This is a genomic window from Haloferax sp. Atlit-12N (assembly GCF_003383095.1).
Lineage (GTDB): Archaea > Halobacteriota > Halobacteria > Halobacteriales > Haloferacaceae > Haloferax.
This window is the reverse complement of record NZ_PSYW01000002.1, coordinates 1,007,328-1,027,264: the sequence shown is the minus strand read 5'-3', so window position 1 is coordinate 1,027,264 and position 19,937 is coordinate 1,007,328. Positions and strand designations below refer to the sequence as shown.

Below are 19,937 nucleotides of genomic sequence, written 5' to 3'. Positions count from 1 at the left end.
CGCACTCCGGCCCGGACCGTCTCGCTCTCACACCACGCGGTTCGTGAACGATTCGCCGGCAGCTATCTTCTCGACGTTCTCCCGCACGAGCGCCGCGATGTCCTCGTGGTACTTCCCCGTCGCGGCGCTCACGTGCGGCGTGACGAGCACTTCGTCGAAGCCCCACAGCGGCGACTCCGCGGGGAGCGGTTCCTCGGCGAACACGTCGAGCGCCGCGCCCGCGATGTCGCCGTCGTCGAGCGCCGCCACGAGGTCGTCTTCGTCGACGACGGGCCCGCGCGCGACGTTCACGAGGTAGGCGTCTTCGCGCATCGCCTCGAACGCCGGCGCGTCGACCATGCCCGTCGTCTCATCCGTCAGCGGTATCGCCAGCACGACGAACCGGGCGTCGGCGATAGCCTCGTGGAATCGGTCGGGCGTGAACACCGTGGAGACGTTCTCGACCGGGTCGCCGGAGCGCCGGACGCCGACGACCTCCATGCCAAGAGCGGCCGCGCGGTCGGCGACGCCGCGCCCGAGCGTGCCGAGACCGACGACGCAGACGCTCTCGCCGTCGAGGGTGAACGGTTCCTTGTAGCGTGGGAGGTCCCACTCGCGGTCGTGCTGGGCGTCGCGGTAGGCGTGGAGGCGGCGGGCGAGCGTCAGCATGTAGGCGACGACCGTCTCGCCGACCGTCGTCCCGTGGACGCCCGTGCTGTTCGTCAGGGCCGTGCCGGCCGCCTCGTAGTCGGCGACCGGGAACTCGTCGTAGCCGGCGCGAACGCAGTGGACCCAGTCGGCGTCGACGAACGCGTCTCTGTGGCCGAACGAGACGACCGCGTCGCCCGGCCCGAACTCCTCGTCATCGCCGACGAGTTCGACGGGAACGTCGGAGTTCGAAAGCGCCTCCACGAACAGGCTCGGCGGCATCACGCGACCGACCGACTCGTCGACTGCGATGCGTTCGATGTGCATGGCCGAGGGGTCACCGCGGCCCACGAAGGAAGTTGCGCCTTCGGCGTCGGTGTCCGGTTTTCGGAGTTCTGGTTTCCGCTCTCCGGTGTCCAGTTCCCGGCTTCTATCACCCGACTTACGTCGTCTTCGACCACGGCGGCGGGAGGAGCACGTCGGTGTCGGGGTGGTTGGCGCGCCACTCCGCCCACGTCGTCACCGACGACGGGAGTACCGCCAGTTCCTCGCCGGACTGCGGGCCACAGATGCCCGTCGCCAGCAGTTGACTCCAGTAGCTCCCGGTCGCGTCGTCGTAGAGCACGAGATTTCCGGAGTTTCGGACCTCGGCATCGCCCGACGAGGCGGACGCGCCGAACGCCCGACCCTCCTGCACGCTGGCGAACCCGTAGACTGCGGGTGGTTGCCAGAGATGCCCCGTGACGCGGAAGACCGCGTCGGTCCCGGAGACGCGCCGAGTCGCGACCATTCCCGACTGGCAGATAGGACAGTAGGTAACGAGCACCGGGTCGTCGCCGAGAGTGTCGTTGACGACCTCGTGCCACCAGAGAACCGAAAGCGGGTACGCGCGGGCCGCGCCGCCGCGCTCGACGCCGATGACGAAGGCGTCGTCGGAGAGCCCTGCCCCGACCTCGTAACCGAAGCGGTACTTCTCGGCGACTTTTCGTCCCTCCCAACTCGGACCGACCGCAGGTTCGAGAATCGCCTCGATTCCCACGAACGGGTTCGGCGGGTCGTCGCAGACGGTGCCGGGAAAGCCGTGTTGGACGACCGGGTCGGGGTTCTCTGGCGCGGGAAAGCCGGCGACTGGTGGACGGACGCCCCCGCCGGTACAGCCCGCAATTCCGGCGGTGGCGACGGTACAGACGCCGAGAAATGCCCGTCGGTCCATGCGACAACTGCGGCTGGTGGGACCGAGACCTCATGGGTGTCGTGCGTCAATGTCGCACGGCCCGGGAAAGGAGACGCGTCTCGCGGTCGTCAGTAGTTGGTGGCTCGGATGAAATCCATCATCACAAGGGGCTGAGTGGGGGTAACCTTCTTCATCGCCACCGTGTCGCCGTCGGGTTCGGACGGTCAAGAATCCACCCCTTTCGGCCCGCCGGGCGGCGATGGGACGATGACGACGGTGCCGGCGGTCTCCAGATGGGTCAGCGCCTCCACCTTAGCCGTCCCACGCCGCCAGCGCGGCGTGTTCGGCCGCGACCGCGCCGATTTCGTCCGCGTCCAACACGCCGTCCTCGGTGACGACGCCCGAGAGCAGGTCCGCGGCGACGGCCTCGAAAAGCGGGTTCTCGGTCCGTACCGTCTCCTCTCCGTCGTACAGCGCGCCCGCGTCCTCGCCGACGAAGCGGTCGTCGCCGCGAACCTTGTCGCGGGCGCAGACGGCGAACACGGGGACGTTGGCGCGGGCGGCCGCGAGCGCGACGGGGAGGCTTCCGACCTTGTTGACGACGCCGCCGGACGCGAGCACTGAGTCGGCCCCGAGGAGGACGGCGTCTGCTCCCCCGCCCGCGACGAGTCCGGGGAGCGCCGCGTCGGTCGTCAGCGTCGCGTCTATGCCGCCTCGGGCGAGTCGTTCCGCGACGCCGACACCCTCGCCGCCTGGTCGGGACTCGGCGACGAGGACGGCTGTCCCGGCGGTTTCGAGCGCCGCGAGGACCGTCCCCGACCGCGAGAGCGTGGCGAGTCGGTCGTCCTCGCGCTCCCGGACGAGTTCGGCGGCTCGGGCGGCCGCCGCGTCGTCGGCTTCGGCGGCGGTGTCGATGGCCGCCTCGGCGCGGCGGCGAACCGATTCGGGTTCAGGGTCCGCGTCCGCCATAACGCGGTTGACGCGGTTCTCGACGGCGGCCATGCTCGGGCGCGCGTCGCGGAGTCGCCGGGCGACCGACGCGACCGCCTCCAACGAGTCCGCCTCGGAGGCGGCGTCGCGCAGGACTTCCAGCGCCCGGAGCGAAATCCACGCCGACCCGTGGGCCTCGTCGTCGGCGACGGTCTCGACCGCGGGCGCGACCCGGCGGTAGGCCGTCCAGAGTCCCGGGACCGTCTCGCGTTCCCGAATCGCGGTCGGCTGGACCCACTCGACTGCGGCGAGTTCCTCGTTCGGCTCGGTGTCCCGTGTCCGCGCGTCGAACAGGAACGGGTGGACGGTCCACTCGTGCCCTCCGTCGGCGACTGAGACGGGTGCTCCCGCTCGGACGAGGTCGGCGTCGGCCTCGCGGACGCTGACCTCCTCGGCGAGTTCGCGCCGGGCGTCGCGCTCGGCGTCAGCGGGGTCGCCCTCGACGTAGCCGGAGATACCGGCCCAGCGGCCCTGATACGTTCCGACAGACTCGCTCCGGCGGGCGAGGAGAATGCGGCCGCCGTGTCGGAGGAAGACGGTGACGACGTGTGGCATATCGTGACTTACGTCAGCGACTGACAAAACGACTATTCAGGCCGGTCGCGTGGTGTCGGTATGCGACTCGCTATCCTGAGCGACACGCACGTTCCGGGGCGGGCCGACGGGATTCCCCCGTGGGTCCAAAAACGGATCCGCGAGGCCGACCTCGTGATTCACGCGGGCGACTTCGACTCGCCGGACACGCTCGACCGCCTCCGCGACCTCTCGGCGCGGTTCGTCGGCGTTCGCGGAAACATCGACCCGCCGGCAATCGACCTCCCGTTCGTCGAGGTCGCGGAGGTCGAGGGGGTCACGTTCGTCGTCACCCACGGCACGGGCACGAGAACGGGCTACGAGTCCCGCGTCGCCGACGCGGTCAGGGACGCCGCAGGCAACGGTGCGGTCGGCGTCGCGGGCCACATCCACGAGGTGGTCGACGAGGTGGTCGACGGCGTCCGCGTCCTCAACCCGGGCACCGCGACGGCGGCGAATCCGGGCGACGACGCGACGATGATGGTCGGCTCTGTCGTCGACGGCACGCTGTCGGTCGAGGTCGTTCGCGACGACTGAGGTCGGCGCGTCGTCGTACTGTCTCGCACCAGAACCGCTTCCGGCCGCCCGCCTGCGATACCGGCCCGGTTCGCCAGCATCCCGTCGTTTTTCACCGCCCTCGCCTTCCGGTTCGGTATGGAGCTGTTTCCCGTCCCCGACGTGCCCGAGATTCGCGAGGGCGACGACCTCGCCGCCCTCGTCTCGGAGCGCGTCAACCTCCGGCCCGACGACGTGGTCTGCGTCGCCTCCACCGTCGTCTCGAAGGCCGAAGGGCGGTTCGCCGACCTCGACGACTTCCCGGCCGGCCCGCGGGCGCGCGAACTCGCCGCCCGCCTCGCCGAACTGACCGGCGACGAGAAGGACCCGCGGTTCGCGCAGGCGGTCCTCGAAGAGAGCGTCGACCTCGTCATGTCGGAGCCGTTCCTCCTGACGGAGACGCGGTTCGGCCACGTCGGCGTCAACGCCGGCATCGACCGCTCGAACGTCCCCGACCACGACCTGCTGTTGCTCCCGAAGCGCCCGAGCGAGTCGGCCGAGCGCATCCGCGCCGGCATCGACGCCGACCGAGTCGTCGTCACCGACACCTGCGGCCGGCCGTTCCGACACGGCCAGCGCGGCGTCGCCATCGGCTGGGCGGGGCTGAGCGCCTCGCGGGACTGGCGCGGCGAGGCCGACCGCGACGGCCGAGAACTCGGCGTCACCGTCGAGAGCGTCGTGGACGAACTCGCCGCCGCCGCTAACCTCGTGCAGGGCGAGGGCGACGGCGGCACGCCCGTCGTCGTCGTCCGCGACTTCGAGTGGGGCGACCACGGCGAAAGCGACGCCCACTTCCGCGACATCGACGGCGACTTCGTGCGACAGGCGCTCCGCGAGTGGCGCTACGACCCCTGACGACTCGCTTCACCATTTCACGCTCAGACCACGCACACACCACGCTCACACTATGCTCGGACTCGAACTCACCCCGGAACATCCCGTCGACGACCTCGTCGAACTGGGCACGCAGGCGGAACGCGAGGGCTACGACTCCCTGTTCGTCTCGTGTCACTACAACAACCGCGACCCCTTCGCGGTCCTCGCGCGGCTCGCGGCCGAGACCGACGACATCCGCCTCGGCCCCGGCGTCGCCAACCCCTACGAGCTACACCCCGTGACGCTCGCCGGCAAGGTGGCGACCGTCGCCGAGGCCTCGGGCGGCCGCGGCCTCCTCGGTATCGGCCCGGGCGACCCCTCGACGCTCCGCAACCTCGGCCTCGAAGACGAGCGCGGCCTCCGCTCCGTGCTGGAGGCGTTCAAGGTCGCACAGAAGCTCTGGGACGGCGAGCGCGTCACCCACGACGGCACGTTCGAGGCGACCGACGCCGGCCTCAACTTCGACGTGCCCGGCGAGGTGCCGGTGTACGTCGGCGGCGAGGGACCGCACATGTGCCGCATGGCCGGCAAGCACGCCGACGGCCTGCTGTTCAACGGTTCGCACCCCGACGACCTCGCGTGGGCCAGAGAACAGGTCGACATCGGCGTCGAGGACCGCCCCGACTCGCGCGGCGAGTTCACCCTCGCCGCCTACGCCAGCGTCTCCGTCTCGGAGGACGCGGACGCGGCTCGCGAGGCCGCCCGCCCGCCTGTCGCGTTTATCACCGCCGGAGCGGCCTCGCCGGTCCTCGACAGACACGGTATCGACGCCGACCGCGCGAGCGACATCGGCGAGAAGATTTCCGCCGGCGCGTTCTCCGAGGCGTTCGGCCTCGTGACGCCGGCGATGATAGACGCCTTCTCGATGGCCGGGACGCCGGACGACGTGGCCGACCAGATGGACGCATTGCTCGAACACGCTGATGGCGTCGTGGTCGGGTCGCCGGTCGGCCCCGACCTCGAAGAAGCGATTACTCTCGCTGCGGCGGCCTACCGGTCGACGAACCGACACCGATAATCCCGAGTTCCGCGCCGATTGCGCCGAGGGTGACGTAGGCGAACGCGCCGACGGCGAGGAGGATGAAGATGTTGCCGAAGAGGAAACTCACCGTCGAGAGCGGGTCGCTCAGCGCCACGTCGGCGAAGGTCACCACCAGTTCGAGGACGCTCGTGAGGAGCGCGATGACGAAGTCCGTGAGTGTTGCCATGCGCGACTCTCGGGAGTCGGGGGTATTGATTGTGTGGGTTTCGCACGGCGCTCACCCGACCGGTGAAACTCGCCTCGCCCCCCTGTTCGCGGCGGTCGTCCACCGCGCCGCTCGGTCGGCACCGATAAGGACCGCGCCCACGGACGCTGAGTCATGCCGAACCGCTCGCTCGACGACTTCGCCGGCGACGACGACGGCGCTGCCGACGAACCGACGGCTGTCGACGGCGCTGACGACTCACCCGATGCCAGCGATACCGATGCCAGCGACGCCGACGACCGCGACGTGAGCACGCTCGCCACCTATCGGTGGACGCCCGAGGCCGCGGCGTGCCCGCAGTGCGGGGAGTCGGTCCAAAAGCGGTGGCTCGACGGCGACGAGTACGTCTGTCTGGACTGCAAGGACTGGTAGCGGCCGGTCGCGCAATGCTAGTCACTATCTGGTAACTATCTCTCTCTGAGCCACCGCGCCACTTCGCACGACTCAGTCGGGGTGGCTCGGCAACGTTGCTCCCGCAGAGACCTCCCCGAGACCTACCCGAGCCGACCGCTTCGTCGGCCGAATCCGCGGACGAACGTTTCTTCGTCGATAGAGAGGACCGTCGGCCGGCCGTGCGGGCAGGTGTAGGGCGTCTCGCACGAGCCGAGTCGCTCGACTAACTGCGCGGCCTCGTCGTCTCCGAGGTCGTCGCCGGCTTTTATCGACGGGTGGCACGCGAGGTCTTTGAGCAGTTCGTCCCGGGGGTCGGCGTCGTCGCCGGCGGCGAGGCCGGCCACCACGTCCGCGAGCGCGTCCGGGGCGAACGGCCGGCCGAGCGGCGCGGGCACGGCTTCGACGCGGTAGGTGTCGTTCCCGCTCCCGTCGCCGAACTCGGCGACGCGGAACCCCAGTTCCTCGATGAGGTCGCGGTTCGCGTCGAGGAGCGCGGCGTCGGTCGGCGACAGCGAGACGGTCGCGGGCGGGTTGACGGAGACGGCGTCGATGCCCGCCGACTCGACCGCCTCGCGGAGTCGCTCGTAGTTGATGCGCTCGTGGGCCGCGTGCTGGTCGACGACGAGGAGTTCGTCGTCGGCCTCACAGAGCAGATACAGGCCGCGGAAGCGCCCGATAACGCGGAGGTCGTCGAACACCGACGCGGCCTCGACGGGCGCGAGCGAGCTATCGAGGTCCATCGCCACCTCGCCGCTTCGGCGGAGGTCGGCCGTCGAGAGCGCGTCGCGGACGCTCGCCTCGACCGCCTCGGCGACCGCGTCGGCCTCTCTGAAGCCAACCTCGTCCTTCGCGGGATGGACGTTGTGGTCGACCCACGCGGGCGGCAGGCGGAGTCGAACGACGCCGACCGGTTCGCGCCCGTCGGGCAGGAGCGTCTCGTAGCCGTCTGCGACCGCCCGGCGGAGCCGCGAGTCGGCGAGGGCGCGGCCGTTGACCGAGACGTGGATGTGGTCGCGTCGGGAGCGCGTCACCTCCGGGTGACAGAGCGCGCCGTCGACCTCGACCGTGGCCGTCTCGCCGGCCGTCGAGACCTCCCGCGACGAGTCGAACGCCGAGGCGTGGCTCGCGGCGTCGCGGCCGTACACCGCCAAGAGCGCGTCGGCGAAGCGGCCGGTTCCGGGCGTCGTGAGCGTCTCGCGGCCGTCGTGTCGCAGGACGAACCGCACGTCCGGCCGCGTGAGCGCGTAGCGCGTGACGACCGCCGAGACGCGGGCGAACTCGGCTTTCGGGGACGCGAGCGACTTCTTCCGCGCCGGGCGGTCGGAAAACAGGCCGGTCACTTCGACGGTCGTCCCGCGCGCCCGTCCCGCGGGCGAGACGGTCTTTCCGTGTTCACCGTCGGTCGCGTCCTCGCCGCCGTCGACGACGACTCGCGTCCCCCGCGGGCCGCCGTCGTTCGTCGTCAGTTCGAGGCGGGCGGCGGCCGCGGCGATGCTCGGCAGCGCCTCGCCCCGGAAGCCGAGCGTCTCGACTGTTTCGAGGTCGTCGGCCGCCGAGAGTTTGCTCGTCGTGTGTCGCTCGACCGCGAGCGCGGCGTCGGCCTCGGCCATCCCGCGGCCGTCGTCGGCAACGCGGATTCGCTCAGTACCGTCGCCAACGACCTCGATTTCGACGGTCTCAGCGCCGGCGTCGAGCGCATTTTCCACGAGTTCGACCACGACGCTCGCGGGGCGAGCGACGACCTCGCCGGCGGCGATTTTCGAGCGCGTCTCCGGGTCGAGTCGGCGAATCATTCGAGTTTTCCTTTGAGGTCGGAGAGGAGATTCAGCGCCTCCAACGGCGTGGTGTCTACGAGGTCGGCCTCGCGGAGCGCCTCGGCGACGGCTTCGAGTTCGGGGTCCGGTTCGGCCGTCGTGGTTGTCGCGGTTGTCGCAGTCGCTCGGTTCGGATTCTCGCTCTCTCGGTGGCCGTTCTCCAACCCATCGACGTAGGCGGCGAGCGTTCCGTCTTCGGCGGTGTCGTCGACTTCGCCATTCGTGGCGGCAGCGACGCCTGCGTCGGAGTCGTCCGCGCTTCCGGCGTCGGTCTCGTCCACGAGGTCACGAGCGCGCGCCACCACGCTCGCCGGCACGCCGGCCAACTGCGCCACTTCGACCCCGTAGGACGACGATGAGGGGCCGTCGGCGACGCTGTGGAGGAACGTGACCTCGCCGTCGCGCCGCGCGGCGGTGAAGTGGAGGTTGAACACGCCTTCGCGGTCGTCGGCCGCGTCGGTGAGGTCGTGGTAGTGGGTCGCAAACAGCGTCGTCGCGCCGACCTCGTCGTGGAGGAACTCGGTGGCCGCGCGGGCGATGGCGAGGCCGTCGGCGGTGGAGGTGCCACGGCCGACCTCGTCGAGGAGAACCAGTGAGTCAGCGGTGGCGTTGTGGAGGATTTCGGTCAGTTCGCTCATCTCGCGCATGAACGTGGACTGGCCGCCCGCGATGTCGTCGGACGCGCCGATGCGGGTGAACACGCGGTCGAGGACCGGCAGTCGGGCCGACTTCGCGGGGACGAAGCTTCCGACCTGCGCGAGGACACAGACGAGCGCCACCTGCCGCATGTACGTCGATTTGCCGGACATGTTGGGGCCGGTGACGAGCGCGACGCTCCCCTGTGGGAGGTCGGCGGGGTTCGGGACGAACTCGTCCTGTGCGCGCTCCACGACGGGGTGTCTGCCGGCGTCGATGTGGATGCCGGCGTTCTCGTCTGCGCCACCCGCGTGGAACTCGGGTCGGGCGTAGTCGTTCGCCACCGCCACGTCCGCGAGGGTTCGGAGCACGTCGAGGTCGGCGAGGGCGTCCGCGACGGCCTGAATCCGGGCCGATTCGGTCGCCACGTCGGCGCGGACCTCGCAGAACAGGTCGTATTCGAGGGCGTCGGCGCGGTCCGAGGCGCGGAGAATCTCGTCCTCGCGCTCCTTCAGTTCGGGCGTGTAGAACCGCTCCGAGTTCTTCAGCGTCTGGCGACGCTGGTAGTCGTCGGGGACGCGGTCGAGGTTCGGGTTCGTCACCTCGATGTAGTAGCCGTGGACCTGATTGTAGCCGACTTCCAGCGAGTCGATGCCGGTGCGTTCCTGCTCGCGGGCTTCGAGGTTCGACACCCACTCGCGGCCTGCCTCGGCGGTGCCGCGGATGTCGTCTAACTCGGCGTCGAAACCGTCGGCGATGACGCCGCCCTCGGTGATCTCCTGCGGCGGGTCGGAGACGACCGCGTCGCCGACGAGGTCGCGCACGTCTTCGAGTTCGTCCAGCGAGTCGCGCAGGTCCGCCAGCAGGTCGGAATCGGTTCCGGCGAGCGACTCGCGGATTTCCGGCACCCGGTCGAGCGTCGTCTTCAGCGAGCGCAGGTCGCGGGCGTCGGCGCGCTCGCGTGAGACGCGGGCGACCAGCCGTTCGAGGTCGTACACCGACGAGAGGTGCTCTCGGAGGTCGGCGCGAGCCAGCGCGTCGTCACAGAGGGCGTCCACGGCGTCCAGTCGGTCCTCGATTCGCTCGCGGTCGACGAGCGGGCGGCGGAGCCACGCCTCCAGTCGGCGGCGGCCGAGCGCGCAGGCCGTCTCGTCGAGGACCGAAAACAGCGTGCTCCCGGCGCGGGCGCTCCGCGACTCGAACAGTTCGAGGCTCCGGATGGCCGTCGCGTCGAGTTGGAGGAACTCGCGGGGGTCGAACCGCGTGACGCGGGTGACGTACTCCAGTTTCGAGTCGCCCTGGGCGTACTCGGCGTAGGCGAGCGCCGCGCCGACCGCCCGGAGTTCGGCGTCCGACTCGACCACGGCGTCCGGTCGGGGCGCGTAGGCCGACAGCGTCTCGCGGGCCGCGTCGGCGTCGAACGCCCCCGGTTCGAACGGCGTCTCCATCGGGTCGAACGAGAGGTTCGGGAGGTCGCAGTCCGGGCCGACGACGAGTTCGGCGGGCGCGAGGCGCTCCAGTTCTTCGAGCGCCAGCGCGCGGTCGGCCCCGGTGACGAGGCACTCGCCGGTCGAAACGTCCACGACGGCGAGGCCGTAGGTGTCGCTGTCGCCCTCGTCGTCGGCGCTGTCGCGGCTCTCGGCGTCGCCGCCGTCCCGAGCGACCGCGCCGAGGTAGGTCGCCCGCCCGGCGTCGAGCAGTTCCTCGTCGACGACGGTGCCGGGCGTGATGAGTTGGGTGACGGCGCGGTCGACGAGGCCGGACGCCTCCTCGGCGTCTTCGACCTGCTCCGCGAGCGCGACCCGGTAGCCGGCGTCGAGCAGGCGTTCGAGGTAGCCCGCGGCGTTGTCGATGGGAATGCCGGCCATCGGCCACGTCCCGGTGGAGTCCTCGCGCTGGGTCAGCGTCACCTCGCAGGTGCGGGCGACGGCCTCCGCCGCGCCGCAGAACGCCTCGTAGAAGTCGCCGACCTGAAACAGCACGACGGCGTCGTCGTGTTCCTCGCAGAGGTCGGCGTACTGCGAGAGCATCGGCGTCAGGTCGTCTCGCACTTCCAGCATCTCCGGCGGCGCGCCGTACACCGCCTCTCGCTGGGCGTCCGCGTTCATACCCACAAGGCGGGCGGCCGAGCAATAAAAACGGCCGGGAACGACGCGGTCCGAGGTCGTGCGCCGCCCGTCGCCCCGGTTGTACCGTGCACACACCCAGCAAGGTTAGGTAGACTGAGGCAATACTAACACACAGAGTCCCGCCGCCCCGCGGCACGGTCGGTGGGAAATCCGGGATATCAATGACTGATGCACATGCAGACGCCGACTTCGACCCCGCGCTCTCGGTCGAGGCGGTGTCGGATCTCGCGACACGAATCTCCGAGAACGTCGAACGAGTCATCGTCGGCCACCACGACGCCATCGAAGACATCATCGTGGCGCTGTTCGCCCGCGGCCACCTCCTCTTGGAAGACGTGCCGGGCGTCGGCAAGACGATGCTCGCCCGCGCCATCGCCACCTCGATAGAGGGGGAGTTCGAGCGCATTCAGTTCACGCCCGACCTCCTCCCGTCCGACGTGACGGGCGTGAACGTGTTCAACCAACAGACCAGCGAGTTCGAGTTCCGCGAGGGACCGGTCTTCGGGAACGTCGTCCTCGGCGACGAAATCAACCGCGCGCCGCCGAAGACGCAGGCCGCCCTCCTCGAAGTCATGGAAGAACTGCAGGTGACGGTCGACGGCGTCACCCGCCGCGTCCCCGACCCCTTCACGGTCATCGCGACCCAGAACGACGTGGAACCCGACCGGACGTACGACCTCCCGCTGGCCGAACTCGACCGGTTCATGAAGAAGATTCACCTCGGCTACCCCAACGAGGCTGAGGAGACGGAACTGCTCGGCCGCGTCTCGGGCCACCATCCCATCGAGTCGCTCGAACCCGTCGCGTCGGCGGGCGACGTGCGCGACGCCCGCGAGCGAATCCTCGAGGTGACGGTGAGCGAGCCGGTCCGGCGCTACGTCTCTCGGCTCGCCGCCGACACCAGAGCGCGCGCCGACCTCGGCGTGAGCCCCCGTGGCTCCATCGCGCTCGTCCGCGCCGCGCAGGCCCGCGCCGCCCTCGACGCCCGCGACTACGTCGTCCCCGACGACGTGCAACGCGAGGTGCGGAGCGTCTGGGCCCACCGCGTCCGGACGACCGACGAGCGCTCCGGCCGCGACGTGGTCGAGCGGGCGCTCGATACCGTCCCGGTCGAGTGAAACCGATGAGGCTCACCCTCCGCGGCTGGGTCGCCGTCGCGGTCGTGGTCGTCGGCGTCGCCAACGCCGTCGCCTACGGCCCGCGGGCGCTCAACGCCGTCGTCGTCCCAGTCGCCGTCGGCCTCGTCGTCGGCGCGGTGCAGGTCTGGCGTGTCTCGCCGCCCCGCGTCGAGCGCGTCGCCCCCGACGACGGCTTCCCCGGCGAAACGCGCACCGTCTCGCTCGACCTCGACGCCGACAGGCTGTTTCCGGCGACCACGACCGACGCGCTCTCACCCGGCCTCGACGGCGACACCGCGGTCGATTCGGTCGTCGGCGACGGTCGCGTCGACTACGAGGTGACCTACCGCGCCCGCGGCCCGGCGACGCTCGGTCCGGCGACCGTCGTCGCCCGCGACATCCTCGGGCTGTTTTCGAAGTCGTTCACCGCCGGGGGGACGACCGAGGTGCTCGTCTTCCCGCGGGTCCGGTCGCTCGGCACCGCGGCCCGCCGCGACCTCTCGGCGCTCGCCGACGCGGGGCGCACCAACGAGCGCGCCGAGTTCGACCGCCTGCGCGAGTACGTCCCCGGCGACCCGCTCCGCGACATCCACTGGAAGTCGAGCGCCAAGTCCGGCGACCTCGTGGTGAAAGCCTACGACGACCGGGTCACGGCCGACGCGGTGCGCGTCTCGGCCGGCGCGACAGACGGCCACGAGGACGACGTGGCCGAGGCGGCCGCGACGCTCTGCTGTGCGCTCCTCGACGCCGGCGTTCCGGTCCACCTCACCTCGCCCGCCGGAGTCGTCGAGGCGACGCCCGGCGACCGCCGGCGCGTTCTCGTCCACCTCTCGCGGCTTCGCTCGGGGTCGGTCCCCGACGAGACCGCCGAGGTCGTCGTCAGCGGCGACGCCGGGAAGACCCGCGTCGCGCTCGGCGGCCGCGAGACGACGTTCGACCGCCTGCGCGCCGACGGCGACGCGACGGCTTCGTCGCCCCGAGGCGCGGCGAGTCCCGCCGGAACCCGCGGAACCGACTCGGGGGTGTCGGCGTGACGGTCCCGCGCGACCGTTTTGACGGCGCGAGACGCATCCCTGCGCGCCCGGAGGTACCGCGATGAGCACCGACACGAACCGGCGTGGCTCGGATTCGGGGTCGGCCGCGACCGCGTCGGGATCGGCGTCGTCATCCGCGACGAACACTGTCTTCGGCGTTCCCGCCAACCTCCTCGCGACGGCGGCCTCGCTGGTCCTCATCGGCACGTTCCTCGCGGTCGTCTACGACATCACGAACGTCGTGGGTCGCCGCGACCAGTTCGTCCTCCTCGCCGCGGGGACGCTCACGCTCGCGACCGTCGTGGGTTGGACGCTCCGGCCCAGATACGCGCTCGCCCTCGCGGTCCTCATCGCCGCCGGCGGCTTCGCGGCGTACTTCCTCGCGCTCCCCGAGAGCCAGGTCGCGCTGCTCTCGCCGGAGCGCCTGCTGGCCGACACGTTCGCGCTCCTCAGCGGTCTCTCGGCGCTTCGGCTCCTGTCGGCCGACGTGTGGGCGCTCGCGGTGACGCCCGGCCCGGTGTTCCTCGCGTGGTATCTCGCCATCCGCGGGCGAATCGCGCCGGCCGTCGCGGTCGCCGGGAGCGGCCTCGGCCTGTTCGTCCTCACCACCGACGCGACGGGGACGCTCACGCTCCTCGGCGTCGGCGCGGGCATGGCCGCAGTCGGCTTCGACGGCATCGACCGCTTCGGGAGCGCCGGCGGCCAACTCGACGTGCTGACGGTCGTCCTCGCCGCGATGATCGTCCTCTCGGCCACCGTCACGGTCCTTCCCGGGGCGGGCGGGTCGCCGGTCATCCCCGACGAGGGCGTGGCCGACCAGCCGACCGTCGAGGCCAGCCTCGTGAGTGCGGACGACCGCATCTCTATCGTCGGGAGCATCAGCCTCTCACCGCAGGTCCGCTTCGAGGTCCAGAGCACGTCGCCGGACTACTGGCAGACGGCGACGTTCGACCGCTACACCGGCGACGGCTGGGTCAGGACCGGCGACACTCGCGATTACGAGGGCGGCCGGTTGGCCGGTCCAGACGGTCCGTCGCGGCTGGTCCGACAGACCGTCACGCCGGCGACGCCGCTCGACTCGATGCCCGCGGCGTGGCGGCCCGTCGCCGTCTCCGGAGCCATCGAAAACGAGACGCTCGTCACCCAGCAGGGGAACCTCCGGCCCGACCGAGTCGTCGAAATCGGCGAGACCTACAACGTCACGAGCGCCGTCCCGCAGTACACCGCGGCGTCGCTCCGACGGACCGGCACCGACTACCCCGACGAGATTCGCGAGCGGTATCTCGCGCTCCCCGACAGCACGTCCGACCGCGTCCGCGACCGCGCCGCCGAGATAACGGGCGACGCGGAGACGCCGTACGACAAGGCCGTCGCCGTCGAGGAGTGGCTCGAAGCCAACAAGGAGTACTCGCTCCGGGTGTCCCGCCCCGACGGCGATATCGCCGAGTCGTTCCTCTTCGAGATGGACGCCGGCTACTGCACCTACTACGCCTCGACGATGGTGGTGCTCCTCCGCTCGGAGGGCGTCCCGGCGCGCTTCGTCACCGGCTACACGACCGGCGAGCGCGTCGACGGCGACCGCTACGTCGTCCGCGGCCTCGACTCCCACGCGTGGGTCGAAGTCTACTTCGAGGACACCGGCTGGGTCCGCTTCGACCCGACGCCCGCCGGCCCGCGACAGGACGCGGAGTCGACGACCCTCAGCGACGCCCGCACCGAGGGCCAGACGGGCGTCGACACCAACGAGACGAACGTCGAGTCCAACGAGACCGAACAGCCCACGACGACCGCGAACGACACCGCGACGCCGACGGAAAACGGGACCGAGACGAACTCGACGCCCGTCGACAGCAGCGCGCCGGGCCCCAACATCGACGAGCGCCTCGGCATCACGCCGACCGGCGACGGCGAGGCCGAAGCGGACGAGGACGACGGACTCGCCCCCGAGATGCCGTCACGGGAGACGGTTTTCGTCGGTCTCGTCGGCCTCCTCGGCGTCGTGGCCGGCGTCAGGCGGACCCGGCTCCCGGCGCACCTCCGCTTTGCGACCGCGGCGTATCAGCGGCGCACCAACTCGCCGGCAGACGACGTGTTCCGGGCGTACGACCGCCTCGAACTCGCCCTCGAACGCGACTACCGGCCGCGTCGCCCCGGCGAGACGGTCAGGGCGTACCTCGATTCGCTCTCCCGCGTCGGCGTGGACGAGCGGACCCGACAGGTCGGCCGACTCTACGAGCGCGCCAAGTACGGCGACGGCGTCACCCGCGCCGACGCCGACGAGGCCGTGGCCGCGGCGAACGCCGTCGTCCGCGCCCGTCTGCCGCTCGTCAGACGCTGGACGGACTGAACGGCGGGAAGAACCGCGTCACTTTTTCTGCGTGCGCTCGCACGAACGCTCAATGGCGACACGAGACGCTGTCTTCGCAGTCCTGTGTGCCGCCCTCTGTGTGCTGGCCGTGGTCGCGCCGACCGCGGCCGCACAGGAGGCCCCCGCGAGCGGTCCGGGCGTCGAACCGCTCGTCCAGCAGGGCGTCGAACCGGACAGCACGCGAATCGTCGTCGAGGTCTCCGAGAGCGGCGACGCCCGCTGGGAGATTCAGTACTGGACCCGGCTCGACGACGAGAACACGACCGAGGCCTTCCAGACGCTCCGAGACGACGTGCGGGCCAACCCCGACGACTACACCTCGGCGTTCGCAGACCGCATCGCATCGACCGTCGGAGCCGCCGAGAACGCCACCGGCCGGGAGATGGCCGCGACGAACGTCTCGGTCGCCGCCGAGACGCGGTCGCTCCCCGATAGCTTCGGCGTCGTCAGCTACTCCTTCGAGTGGTCGAACTTCGCGGCGGTCGACGGCGACCGCCTCGTCGTCGGCGACGCCATCGAGGGCTTCTTCCTCGACAGTAGCTCCCGGCTCATCCTCTCGTGGCCCGACGAGTACGGCGCGACGACCATCGAACCCGCGGGCGACGAGACGCGCGAGCACACGGTCATCTGGCGCGGCTCCCAGACCGAGTTCGTCTCGGGCGAGCCGAACGTCGTTCTCGAACGCGGCGCGGGCGGGCCCGGAACGACCGCGACGGCGAGCCCGACCCCGACCGACTCGGAGACGCCCGCCGCGGGCGACGACCCGTTCCCGACGACGACCGCGCTCGTCGCGCTCGCCCTCGTCGTCCTCGTCGGTGCCGGCGCGCTCTATCTCCGCTCGCGGGGCGCGCTCGGCGGCGGCGACGGCGGCGCAGACGCGGCCGGTGCGGCCGGCGAGACAGACGCCGGAGCGTCCGCCGACTCGACCACCTCGGCCACCGAGGATGCGGCTTCGGCGTCGGCGGCCGACGACGCGGCTACCGCGGCGAGCGCTGGGGCCGGTGCGGACGCGGCCGCCGATGATGCCGACGCGGGCGACGACGGCGAGCCGAGTCCGCCGCCGGAACTCCTTAGCAACGAAGAGCGCGTCCTCCGGCTCATCGAGTCCCGCGGGGGCCGCATCAAGCAACAGGAGGTCGCCGGCGCGCTCGACTGGACCGACGCGAAGACGAGCAAAGTCGTCCGCGGGATGCGCGACGAGGGGACCATCGAGGGCTTCCGACTCGGTCGCGAGAACGTCCTCCGACTGCCGGAAGACGACGAGGACGGCGACGACGGCGACTCAGAAGAGGTATAAATTTCTTACGACCGTTTCGGTCGGTGGTCGGTCCCTAATCGGGGGACGGCGACGACCTGACCGCGACTCTCAAACTGCCGTTGACTGGGGTTGATTCGCGGGCACGACCGCACGTTTATATCGGAACGGGGTTCCAAAACGAGAGTGATGAGTCGACGAACCGCTGCGCTCGTCGTCGTCGCCGCCGTGGTGCTGGCGACGGTTGGCGCACCGCTCGCTCTCGCCGCCCCGGCCGGACCGATGGGACTAACGGCCACCGATGGCTCGGCCGCCGCTCCTGTCGCACAGACGACCGCAAACGACAGCGCGACCAACGACACGGCGACCAACGACAGCGCCGCGTCGTCGGAGACGCTCCCCGGTCAGCGCCTGTCCGCCGTCATCGGCGTGCAGGGCTCCGAGACCGACGGGGAACTCGAACGCCGTACCTTCGAAGCGCGCTTCGCGAACGCGAACTCGAACGCCTCGAAGGCCGCAGTCGTTTCCACGCAGGTCGAGACGGTACGCGAGCGCCTCACCGAACTCGAACAGCGCAGGGACCGCCTCGAAGCCCAGCGTGCAAACGGCACTCTCTCGGAGGGCCAGTATCGCGCGCGGTTGACGCAAACAGTCGCCGATATCGAACGCACCCGGAGCATGCTGAACCAGACGGCTGACGCCGCCTCGACGGTCCCCGCCGAGGACCTCTCGGCGCGCGGCGTCGACACGGCCGAACTCGACAGGCTCCGCACGAACGCGAGCGAACTCACCGGCCCCGAAGTGGCCGAAATCGCCCGCGAACTCGCGGGCAACCCCGGCAAGGGTATCGGCCGCGAGCGCGCCGAAAACGAGTCGAAAGCCGACAACGGCGGGCGACCTGACGACGCGGGGCAAGGTGACGCCCCGGGAAACTCGCGCTCTGAGGCGAGCGAGCGCGCCGATGACGTCCGCGCCGACGCCGAGAACGCCACCGACGGCAACGCGACCGACGTGACCGGCGACGCGTCCGAGGGCACGTCCGACGACGCAGACGGCGGCAACGCCCCCGAGACGCCGCCCGGCAACGACAAGCGGGCGAAGGACGCCGACGGGAGCGCACCCGTGGTGACCACCGACGAGCAGTCCGACGCTGACGACGGCACGACCACGACCGACGACGCGACGACGGACGACGAATCGGAAACGTCGTCCACGGACGACTCGGGCGCTTGAAGCCGGGGACGGCAACCCCGCCTCCCGATACTGTTTAATATCCCCATCCTGTAGGTCCACACTGTAATGTCGGAAGTCTGCTCGACGTGCGGGCTCCCTGAAGAGCTCTGCGTCTGCGAGGACGTGGCGAAAGAGTCTCAGGAGATAGTCATCCGCATCGACGAGCGCCGCTACGGAAAAGAGGTTACAGTCATCGAGGGATTCGACCCGAAGGACGTCGACATGGACAGCCTGTCGTCGGACCTGAAGTCGAAATTCGCTTGCGGTGGAACCGTGGAAGACGATTCCATCGAACTCCAAGGCAACCACCGCGGCCGCGTGGAGGACTTCCTCCGCGAAAAGGGGTTCAACGTCGCGTGACCGACCTCTGAGTTAGCCCGCCGTCGAGATTTTTCGAAGCAACTCAGTGCACACGAGCTGTTAGTCCGCTAGCCGTCTGACCGCTCGTGTCCGCGGCCGCGTCACGCGTCAGCGACGCCGCCGCTCAGCGGCGTCCGTCGTCGCGTTCGCCCTCGTCGATGCCTTCTTCGAGCGGGCCGTCCCACGCGTCGAGTCCGCCGGCCATGCTCTCGATTCGGGCGTCTTCCGTCCCCTCGTAGGCGGAAAGCAGGCGGACGGCCTGCACGCTCGCCTCGCCCCGCGGGCAGACGGTGACGATGCGCTCCGCGCCCGCGACGCGGTCGAGGTGCGAGACGAGGTTCGCGAGCGGGACGTTGATGCTCCCCGGTAGGTGCCCGAGCGCGAACTCCGCCTCGGTGCTCACGTCCACGACGAGCGGCGGGTCCTCGCCGTCGAGGAGTTCCTCGACTTCCGCGGGGGAGAGTTCGTCGACCATCTACAGCAGGCCCTCGTCGCGGGCGAGGAGGACGCCCTCGACGGTCGCGTCGTTCGTCGGCGGTTCGGTCGCCCGCTCGATGGCCTCTTCGACCGGCACGGCGCGGACCGAGAGGAACTCGTTGTCGTCGAGGTCGCGTTCGACCGGCGTGAGCCCCTCGGCGAAGACGAAGCCGCGGCGGTGGCGGAGGACGCCCGTCGAACACCACACGTCGCCGATGACCGACGCCGAGTCGGCGGCGAAGCCCGTCTCCTCGCGGAGTTCGCGCACTCCGGCGTCGGTGAACGACTCGCCCTTCTCGACGACACCCGCGGGGAGTTCGAGCTGCGTCTGGCGGATGTTCGGCCGGTACTGCTCGACGAAGACGACGTGGTCGTCCGCGACGGCGACGACGACGACCGCGGTCGCCAGTTCGGCCCAGTAGTAGCGCTTCGTGGTCCCGTTGGGCTGTTCGACGAGGTCGTAGCCGCCGGTGAACCAGCCGGTGTCGTACTCGATTTCGGACTCCAGCACGCGCCACTCGGGGTCGGGCAGGCGCTCGTGACGGCGGCCGTCGTCGGTCATCGGTCCGCTCCGGCCGCGTCGTCGGTCTCGGCGGCGTCATCGTCGGCCGCGGGCGACTCGTCGCGCTCGGGTTCCTCCCCGAGGAGCGTGTCGCGGTAGACGCGGCCGAAGGCGTTTCGTCGGAGCGTGCTGACGGCGGCGTCCTCCTCGTTTTGGAACGTCGTCGCCAGCACCGTTTCGGCGAAGGGGACCGCGTGCCACGCGACGCGCTCTACGTCGGGGTTGCCGAGTTCGACGACCTCGTAGTCCTCGTGGGCCGCGCGCCAGTCGTCGAACTCGTCGCGCGTGCCGACCGTGACCGAAAGCGACTCGGCGAACAGCGCGTTCCGGACGGTCTCGACCACGTCGCCGGTCACGCGTTCGCTGTACTCCTCGCGGTCGAACTCCATCGCCTTGGCCGTCTCGCGGACGACCACCTGTGCGGTCGGTCCGACGCGGTCGAAGGCGGCCTCGGCCTCGTCGAGCGACGCCGGAGCAATCGTCCCGTGGGTTTCCATCGCCAGTCGATTCGGGGCC

Annotated in this window: 19 protein-coding genes; 10 read left to right on the top strand and 9 right to left on the bottom strand. The window is 70.5% G+C overall.

Going from position 1 to position 19,937, the window contains the following annotated elements:
• Positions 1 to 27 precede the first annotated feature (27 nt).
• The 3 genes from ddh to C5B90_RS13365 all read right to left on the bottom strand — a co-directional run bounded on the left by ddh (position 28) and on the right by C5B90_RS13365 (position 3,346).
• Positions 28 to 954, bottom strand: a complete 927-nt coding sequence (ddh, locus tag C5B90_RS13375) for a D-2-hydroxyacid dehydrogenase (RefSeq protein WP_115882176.1) — start codon at positions 952 to 954, stop codon at positions 28 to 30.
• Positions 955 to 1,069: 115 nt separating this feature from the next.
• Positions 1,070 to 1,840, bottom strand: coding sequence for a DUF3179 domain-containing (seleno)protein (locus C5B90_RS13370; RefSeq protein WP_115882174.1), 771 nt, complete (start codon positions 1,838 to 1,840; stop codon positions 1,070 to 1,072).
• A gap of 273 nt (positions 1,841 to 2,113) precedes the next feature.
• Entirely contained in the window at positions 2,114 to 3,346 is a 1,233-nt protein-coding gene (locus C5B90_RS13365) for an NUDIX domain-containing protein (protein ID WP_115882172.1), read from the bottom strand.
• 60 nt (positions 3,347 to 3,406) lie between these two features.
• Between C5B90_RS13365 and C5B90_RS13360 the strand changes: the two genes are divergently transcribed.
• The 3 genes from C5B90_RS13360 to C5B90_RS13350 all read left to right on the top strand — a co-directional run bounded on the left by C5B90_RS13360 (position 3,407) and on the right by C5B90_RS13350 (position 5,813).
• Positions 3,407 to 3,901, top strand: a complete 495-nt coding sequence (locus C5B90_RS13360) for a metallophosphoesterase family protein (RefSeq protein ID WP_115882170.1) — start codon at positions 3,407 to 3,409, stop codon at positions 3,899 to 3,901.
• A gap of 117 nt (positions 3,902 to 4,018) precedes the next feature.
• Entirely contained in the window at positions 4,019 to 4,774 is a 756-nt protein-coding gene (locus tag C5B90_RS13355; protein ID WP_115882168.1) for a coenzyme F420-0:L-glutamate ligase, read from the top strand.
• Between the two features lie 52 nt (positions 4,775 to 4,826).
• Positions 4,827 to 5,813, top strand: coding sequence for a 5,10-methylenetetrahydromethanopterin reductase (locus tag C5B90_RS13350; RefSeq protein ID WP_115882166.1), 987 nt, complete (start codon positions 4,827 to 4,829; stop codon positions 5,811 to 5,813).
• Here C5B90_RS13350 and C5B90_RS13345 read toward each other — a convergent pair.
• Complete coding sequence (locus C5B90_RS13345; protein WP_058566353.1) at positions 5,767 to 6,003, bottom strand: hypothetical protein; 237 nt, start codon at positions 6,001 to 6,003, stop codon at positions 5,767 to 5,769. The genes C5B90_RS13350 and C5B90_RS13345 overlap by 47 nt on opposite strands.
• A 153-nt stretch (positions 6,004 to 6,156) precedes the next feature.
• Between C5B90_RS13345 and C5B90_RS13340 the strand changes: the two genes are divergently transcribed.
• Positions 6,157 to 6,414: a hypothetical protein gene (locus tag C5B90_RS13340; RefSeq protein WP_115882164.1), complete on the top strand. Its 258-nt coding sequence runs from the start codon at positions 6,157 to 6,159 to the stop codon at positions 6,412 to 6,414.
• A 122-nt stretch (positions 6,415 to 6,536) separates the two neighbouring features.
• Here C5B90_RS13340 and mutL read toward each other — a convergent pair whose 3' ends face one another.
• Both mutL and mutS read right to left on the bottom strand, forming a co-directional pair.
• Positions 6,537 to 8,228 carry a DNA mismatch repair endonuclease MutL gene (mutL, locus tag C5B90_RS13335; RefSeq protein ID WP_115882162.1) on the bottom strand — a complete coding sequence of 564 codons (1,692 nt, stop codon included), beginning with the start codon at positions 8,226 to 8,228 and terminating at the stop codon, positions 6,537 to 6,539.
• Complete coding sequence (mutS, locus tag C5B90_RS13330) at positions 8,225 to 10,993, bottom strand: DNA mismatch repair protein MutS (protein WP_115882160.1); 2,769 nt, start codon at positions 10,991 to 10,993, stop codon at positions 8,225 to 8,227. Before mutS ends, mutL begins: the two co-directional genes overlap by 4 nt.
• Positions 10,994 to 11,175: 182 nt before the next feature.
• On the opposite strand from mutS, the gene C5B90_RS13325 reads away from it, so the two are divergent.
• From C5B90_RS13325 to yciH, 6 genes are all read left to right on the top strand, one after another.
• Entirely contained in the window at positions 11,176 to 12,132 is a 957-nt protein-coding gene (locus tag C5B90_RS13325; protein WP_115882158.1) for a MoxR family ATPase, read from the top strand.
• A gap of 5 nt (positions 12,133 to 12,137) precedes the next feature.
• Positions 12,138 to 13,166 carry a DUF58 domain-containing protein gene (locus tag C5B90_RS13320; protein ID WP_115882156.1) on the top strand — a complete coding sequence of 343 codons (1,029 nt, stop codon included), beginning with the start codon at positions 12,138 to 12,140 and terminating at the stop codon, positions 13,164 to 13,166.
• Positions 13,167 to 13,227: 61 nt separating this feature from the next.
• The gene (locus C5B90_RS13315) at positions 13,228 to 15,513 is read left to right on the top strand and encodes a DUF3488 and transglutaminase-like domain-containing protein (RefSeq protein WP_115882154.1); all 2,286 of its coding nucleotides are present in this window, start codon (positions 13,228 to 13,230) and stop codon (positions 15,511 to 15,513) included.
• A 52-nt stretch (positions 15,514 to 15,565) separates the two neighbouring features.
• Positions 15,566 to 16,831: a hypothetical protein gene (locus C5B90_RS13310; RefSeq protein ID WP_115882152.1), complete on the top strand. Its 1,266-nt coding sequence runs from the start codon at positions 15,566 to 15,568 to the stop codon at positions 16,829 to 16,831.
• A 147-nt stretch (positions 16,832 to 16,978) separates the two neighbouring features.
• Positions 16,979 to 18,022, top strand: a complete 1,044-nt coding sequence (locus C5B90_RS13305) for a hypothetical protein (protein ID WP_115882150.1) — start codon at positions 16,979 to 16,981, stop codon at positions 18,020 to 18,022.
• 66 nt (positions 18,023 to 18,088) lie between these two features.
• Positions 18,089 to 18,382 carry a stress response translation initiation inhibitor YciH gene (gene yciH, locus C5B90_RS13300; RefSeq protein WP_004976316.1) on the top strand — a complete coding sequence of 98 codons (294 nt, stop codon included), beginning with the start codon at positions 18,089 to 18,091 and terminating at the stop codon, positions 18,380 to 18,382.
• 124 nt (positions 18,383 to 18,506) lie between these two features.
• Here the strand turns inward: yciH and C5B90_RS13295 are convergent, their stop codons facing one another.
• The 3 genes from C5B90_RS13295 to C5B90_RS13285 are packed head-to-tail and all read right to left on the bottom strand — an operon-like array spanning position 18,507 to position 19,918.
• Positions 18,507 to 18,857: a rhodanese-like domain-containing protein gene (locus C5B90_RS13295; RefSeq protein WP_115882148.1), complete on the bottom strand. Its 351-nt coding sequence runs from the start codon at positions 18,855 to 18,857 to the stop codon at positions 18,507 to 18,509.
• Positions 18,858 to 19,421, bottom strand: coding sequence for an NUDIX hydrolase (locus C5B90_RS13290; protein WP_058566376.1), 564 nt, complete (start codon positions 19,419 to 19,421; stop codon positions 18,858 to 18,860). It lies immediately after the preceding gene.
• Complete coding sequence (locus tag C5B90_RS13285) at positions 19,418 to 19,918, bottom strand: DUF5809 family protein (protein ID WP_115882146.1); 501 nt, start codon at positions 19,916 to 19,918, stop codon at positions 19,418 to 19,420. The genes C5B90_RS13290 and C5B90_RS13285 overlap by 4 nt, the downstream gene beginning before the upstream one ends.
• Positions 19,919 to 19,937: the final 19 nt, after the last annotated feature.

What these genes read in the sequence shown, in the direction of transcription:
- ddh (WP_115882176.1), bottom strand. Translation starts at nt 954, where the DNA reads ATGCACATCGAACGCATCGCAGTCGACGAGTCGGTCGGTCGCGTGATG.
- C5B90_RS13370 (WP_115882174.1), bottom strand. Translation starts at nt 1,840, where the DNA reads ATGGACCGACGGGCATTTCTCGGCGTCTGTACCGTCGCCACCGCCGGA.
- C5B90_RS13365 (WP_115882172.1), bottom strand. Translation starts at nt 3,346, where the DNA reads ATGCCACACGTCGTCACCGTCTTCCTCCGACACGGCGGCCGCATTCTC.
- C5B90_RS13360 (WP_115882170.1), top strand. Translation starts at nt 3,407, where the DNA reads ATGCGACTCGCTATCCTGAGCGACACGCACGTTCCGGGGCGGGCCGAC.
- C5B90_RS13355 (WP_115882168.1), top strand. Translation starts at nt 4,019, where the DNA reads ATGGAGCTGTTTCCCGTCCCCGACGTGCCCGAGATTCGCGAGGGCGAC.
- C5B90_RS13350 (WP_115882166.1), top strand. Translation starts at nt 4,827, where the DNA reads ATGCTCGGACTCGAACTCACCCCGGAACATCCCGTCGACGACCTCGTC.
- C5B90_RS13345 (WP_058566353.1), bottom strand. Translation starts at nt 6,003, where the DNA reads ATGGCAACACTCACGGACTTCGTCATCGCGCTCCTCACGAGCGTCCTC.
- C5B90_RS13340 (WP_115882164.1), top strand. Translation starts at nt 6,157, where the DNA reads ATGCCGAACCGCTCGCTCGACGACTTCGCCGGCGACGACGACGGCGCT.
- mutL (WP_115882162.1), bottom strand. Translation starts at nt 8,228, where the DNA reads ATGATTCGCCGACTCGACCCGGAGACGCGCTCGAAAATCGCCGCCGGC.
- mutS (WP_115882160.1), bottom strand. Translation starts at nt 10,993, where the DNA reads ATGAACGCGGACGCCCAGCGAGAGGCGGTGTACGGCGCGCCGCCGGAG.
- C5B90_RS13325 (WP_115882158.1), top strand. Translation starts at nt 11,176, where the DNA reads ATGACTGATGCACATGCAGACGCCGACTTCGACCCCGCGCTCTCGGTC.
- C5B90_RS13320 (WP_115882156.1), top strand. Translation starts at nt 12,138, where the DNA reads ATGAGGCTCACCCTCCGCGGCTGGGTCGCCGTCGCGGTCGTGGTCGTC.
- C5B90_RS13315 (WP_115882154.1), top strand. Translation starts at nt 13,228, where the DNA reads ATGAGCACCGACACGAACCGGCGTGGCTCGGATTCGGGGTCGGCCGCG.
- C5B90_RS13310 (WP_115882152.1), top strand. Translation starts at nt 15,566, where the DNA reads ATGGCGACACGAGACGCTGTCTTCGCAGTCCTGTGTGCCGCCCTCTGT.
- C5B90_RS13305 (WP_115882150.1), top strand. Translation starts at nt 16,979, where the DNA reads ATGAGTCGACGAACCGCTGCGCTCGTCGTCGTCGCCGCCGTGGTGCTG.
- yciH (WP_004976316.1), top strand. Translation starts at nt 18,089, where the DNA reads ATGTCGGAAGTCTGCTCGACGTGCGGGCTCCCTGAAGAGCTCTGCGTC.
- C5B90_RS13295 (WP_115882148.1), bottom strand. Translation starts at nt 18,857, where the DNA reads ATGGTCGACGAACTCTCCCCCGCGGAAGTCGAGGAACTCCTCGACGGC.
- C5B90_RS13290 (WP_058566376.1), bottom strand. Translation starts at nt 19,421, where the DNA reads ATGACCGACGACGGCCGCCGTCACGAGCGCCTGCCCGACCCCGAGTGG.
- C5B90_RS13285 (WP_115882146.1), bottom strand. Translation starts at nt 19,918, where the DNA reads ATGGAAACCCACGGGACGATTGCTCCGGCGTCGCTCGACGAGGCCGAG.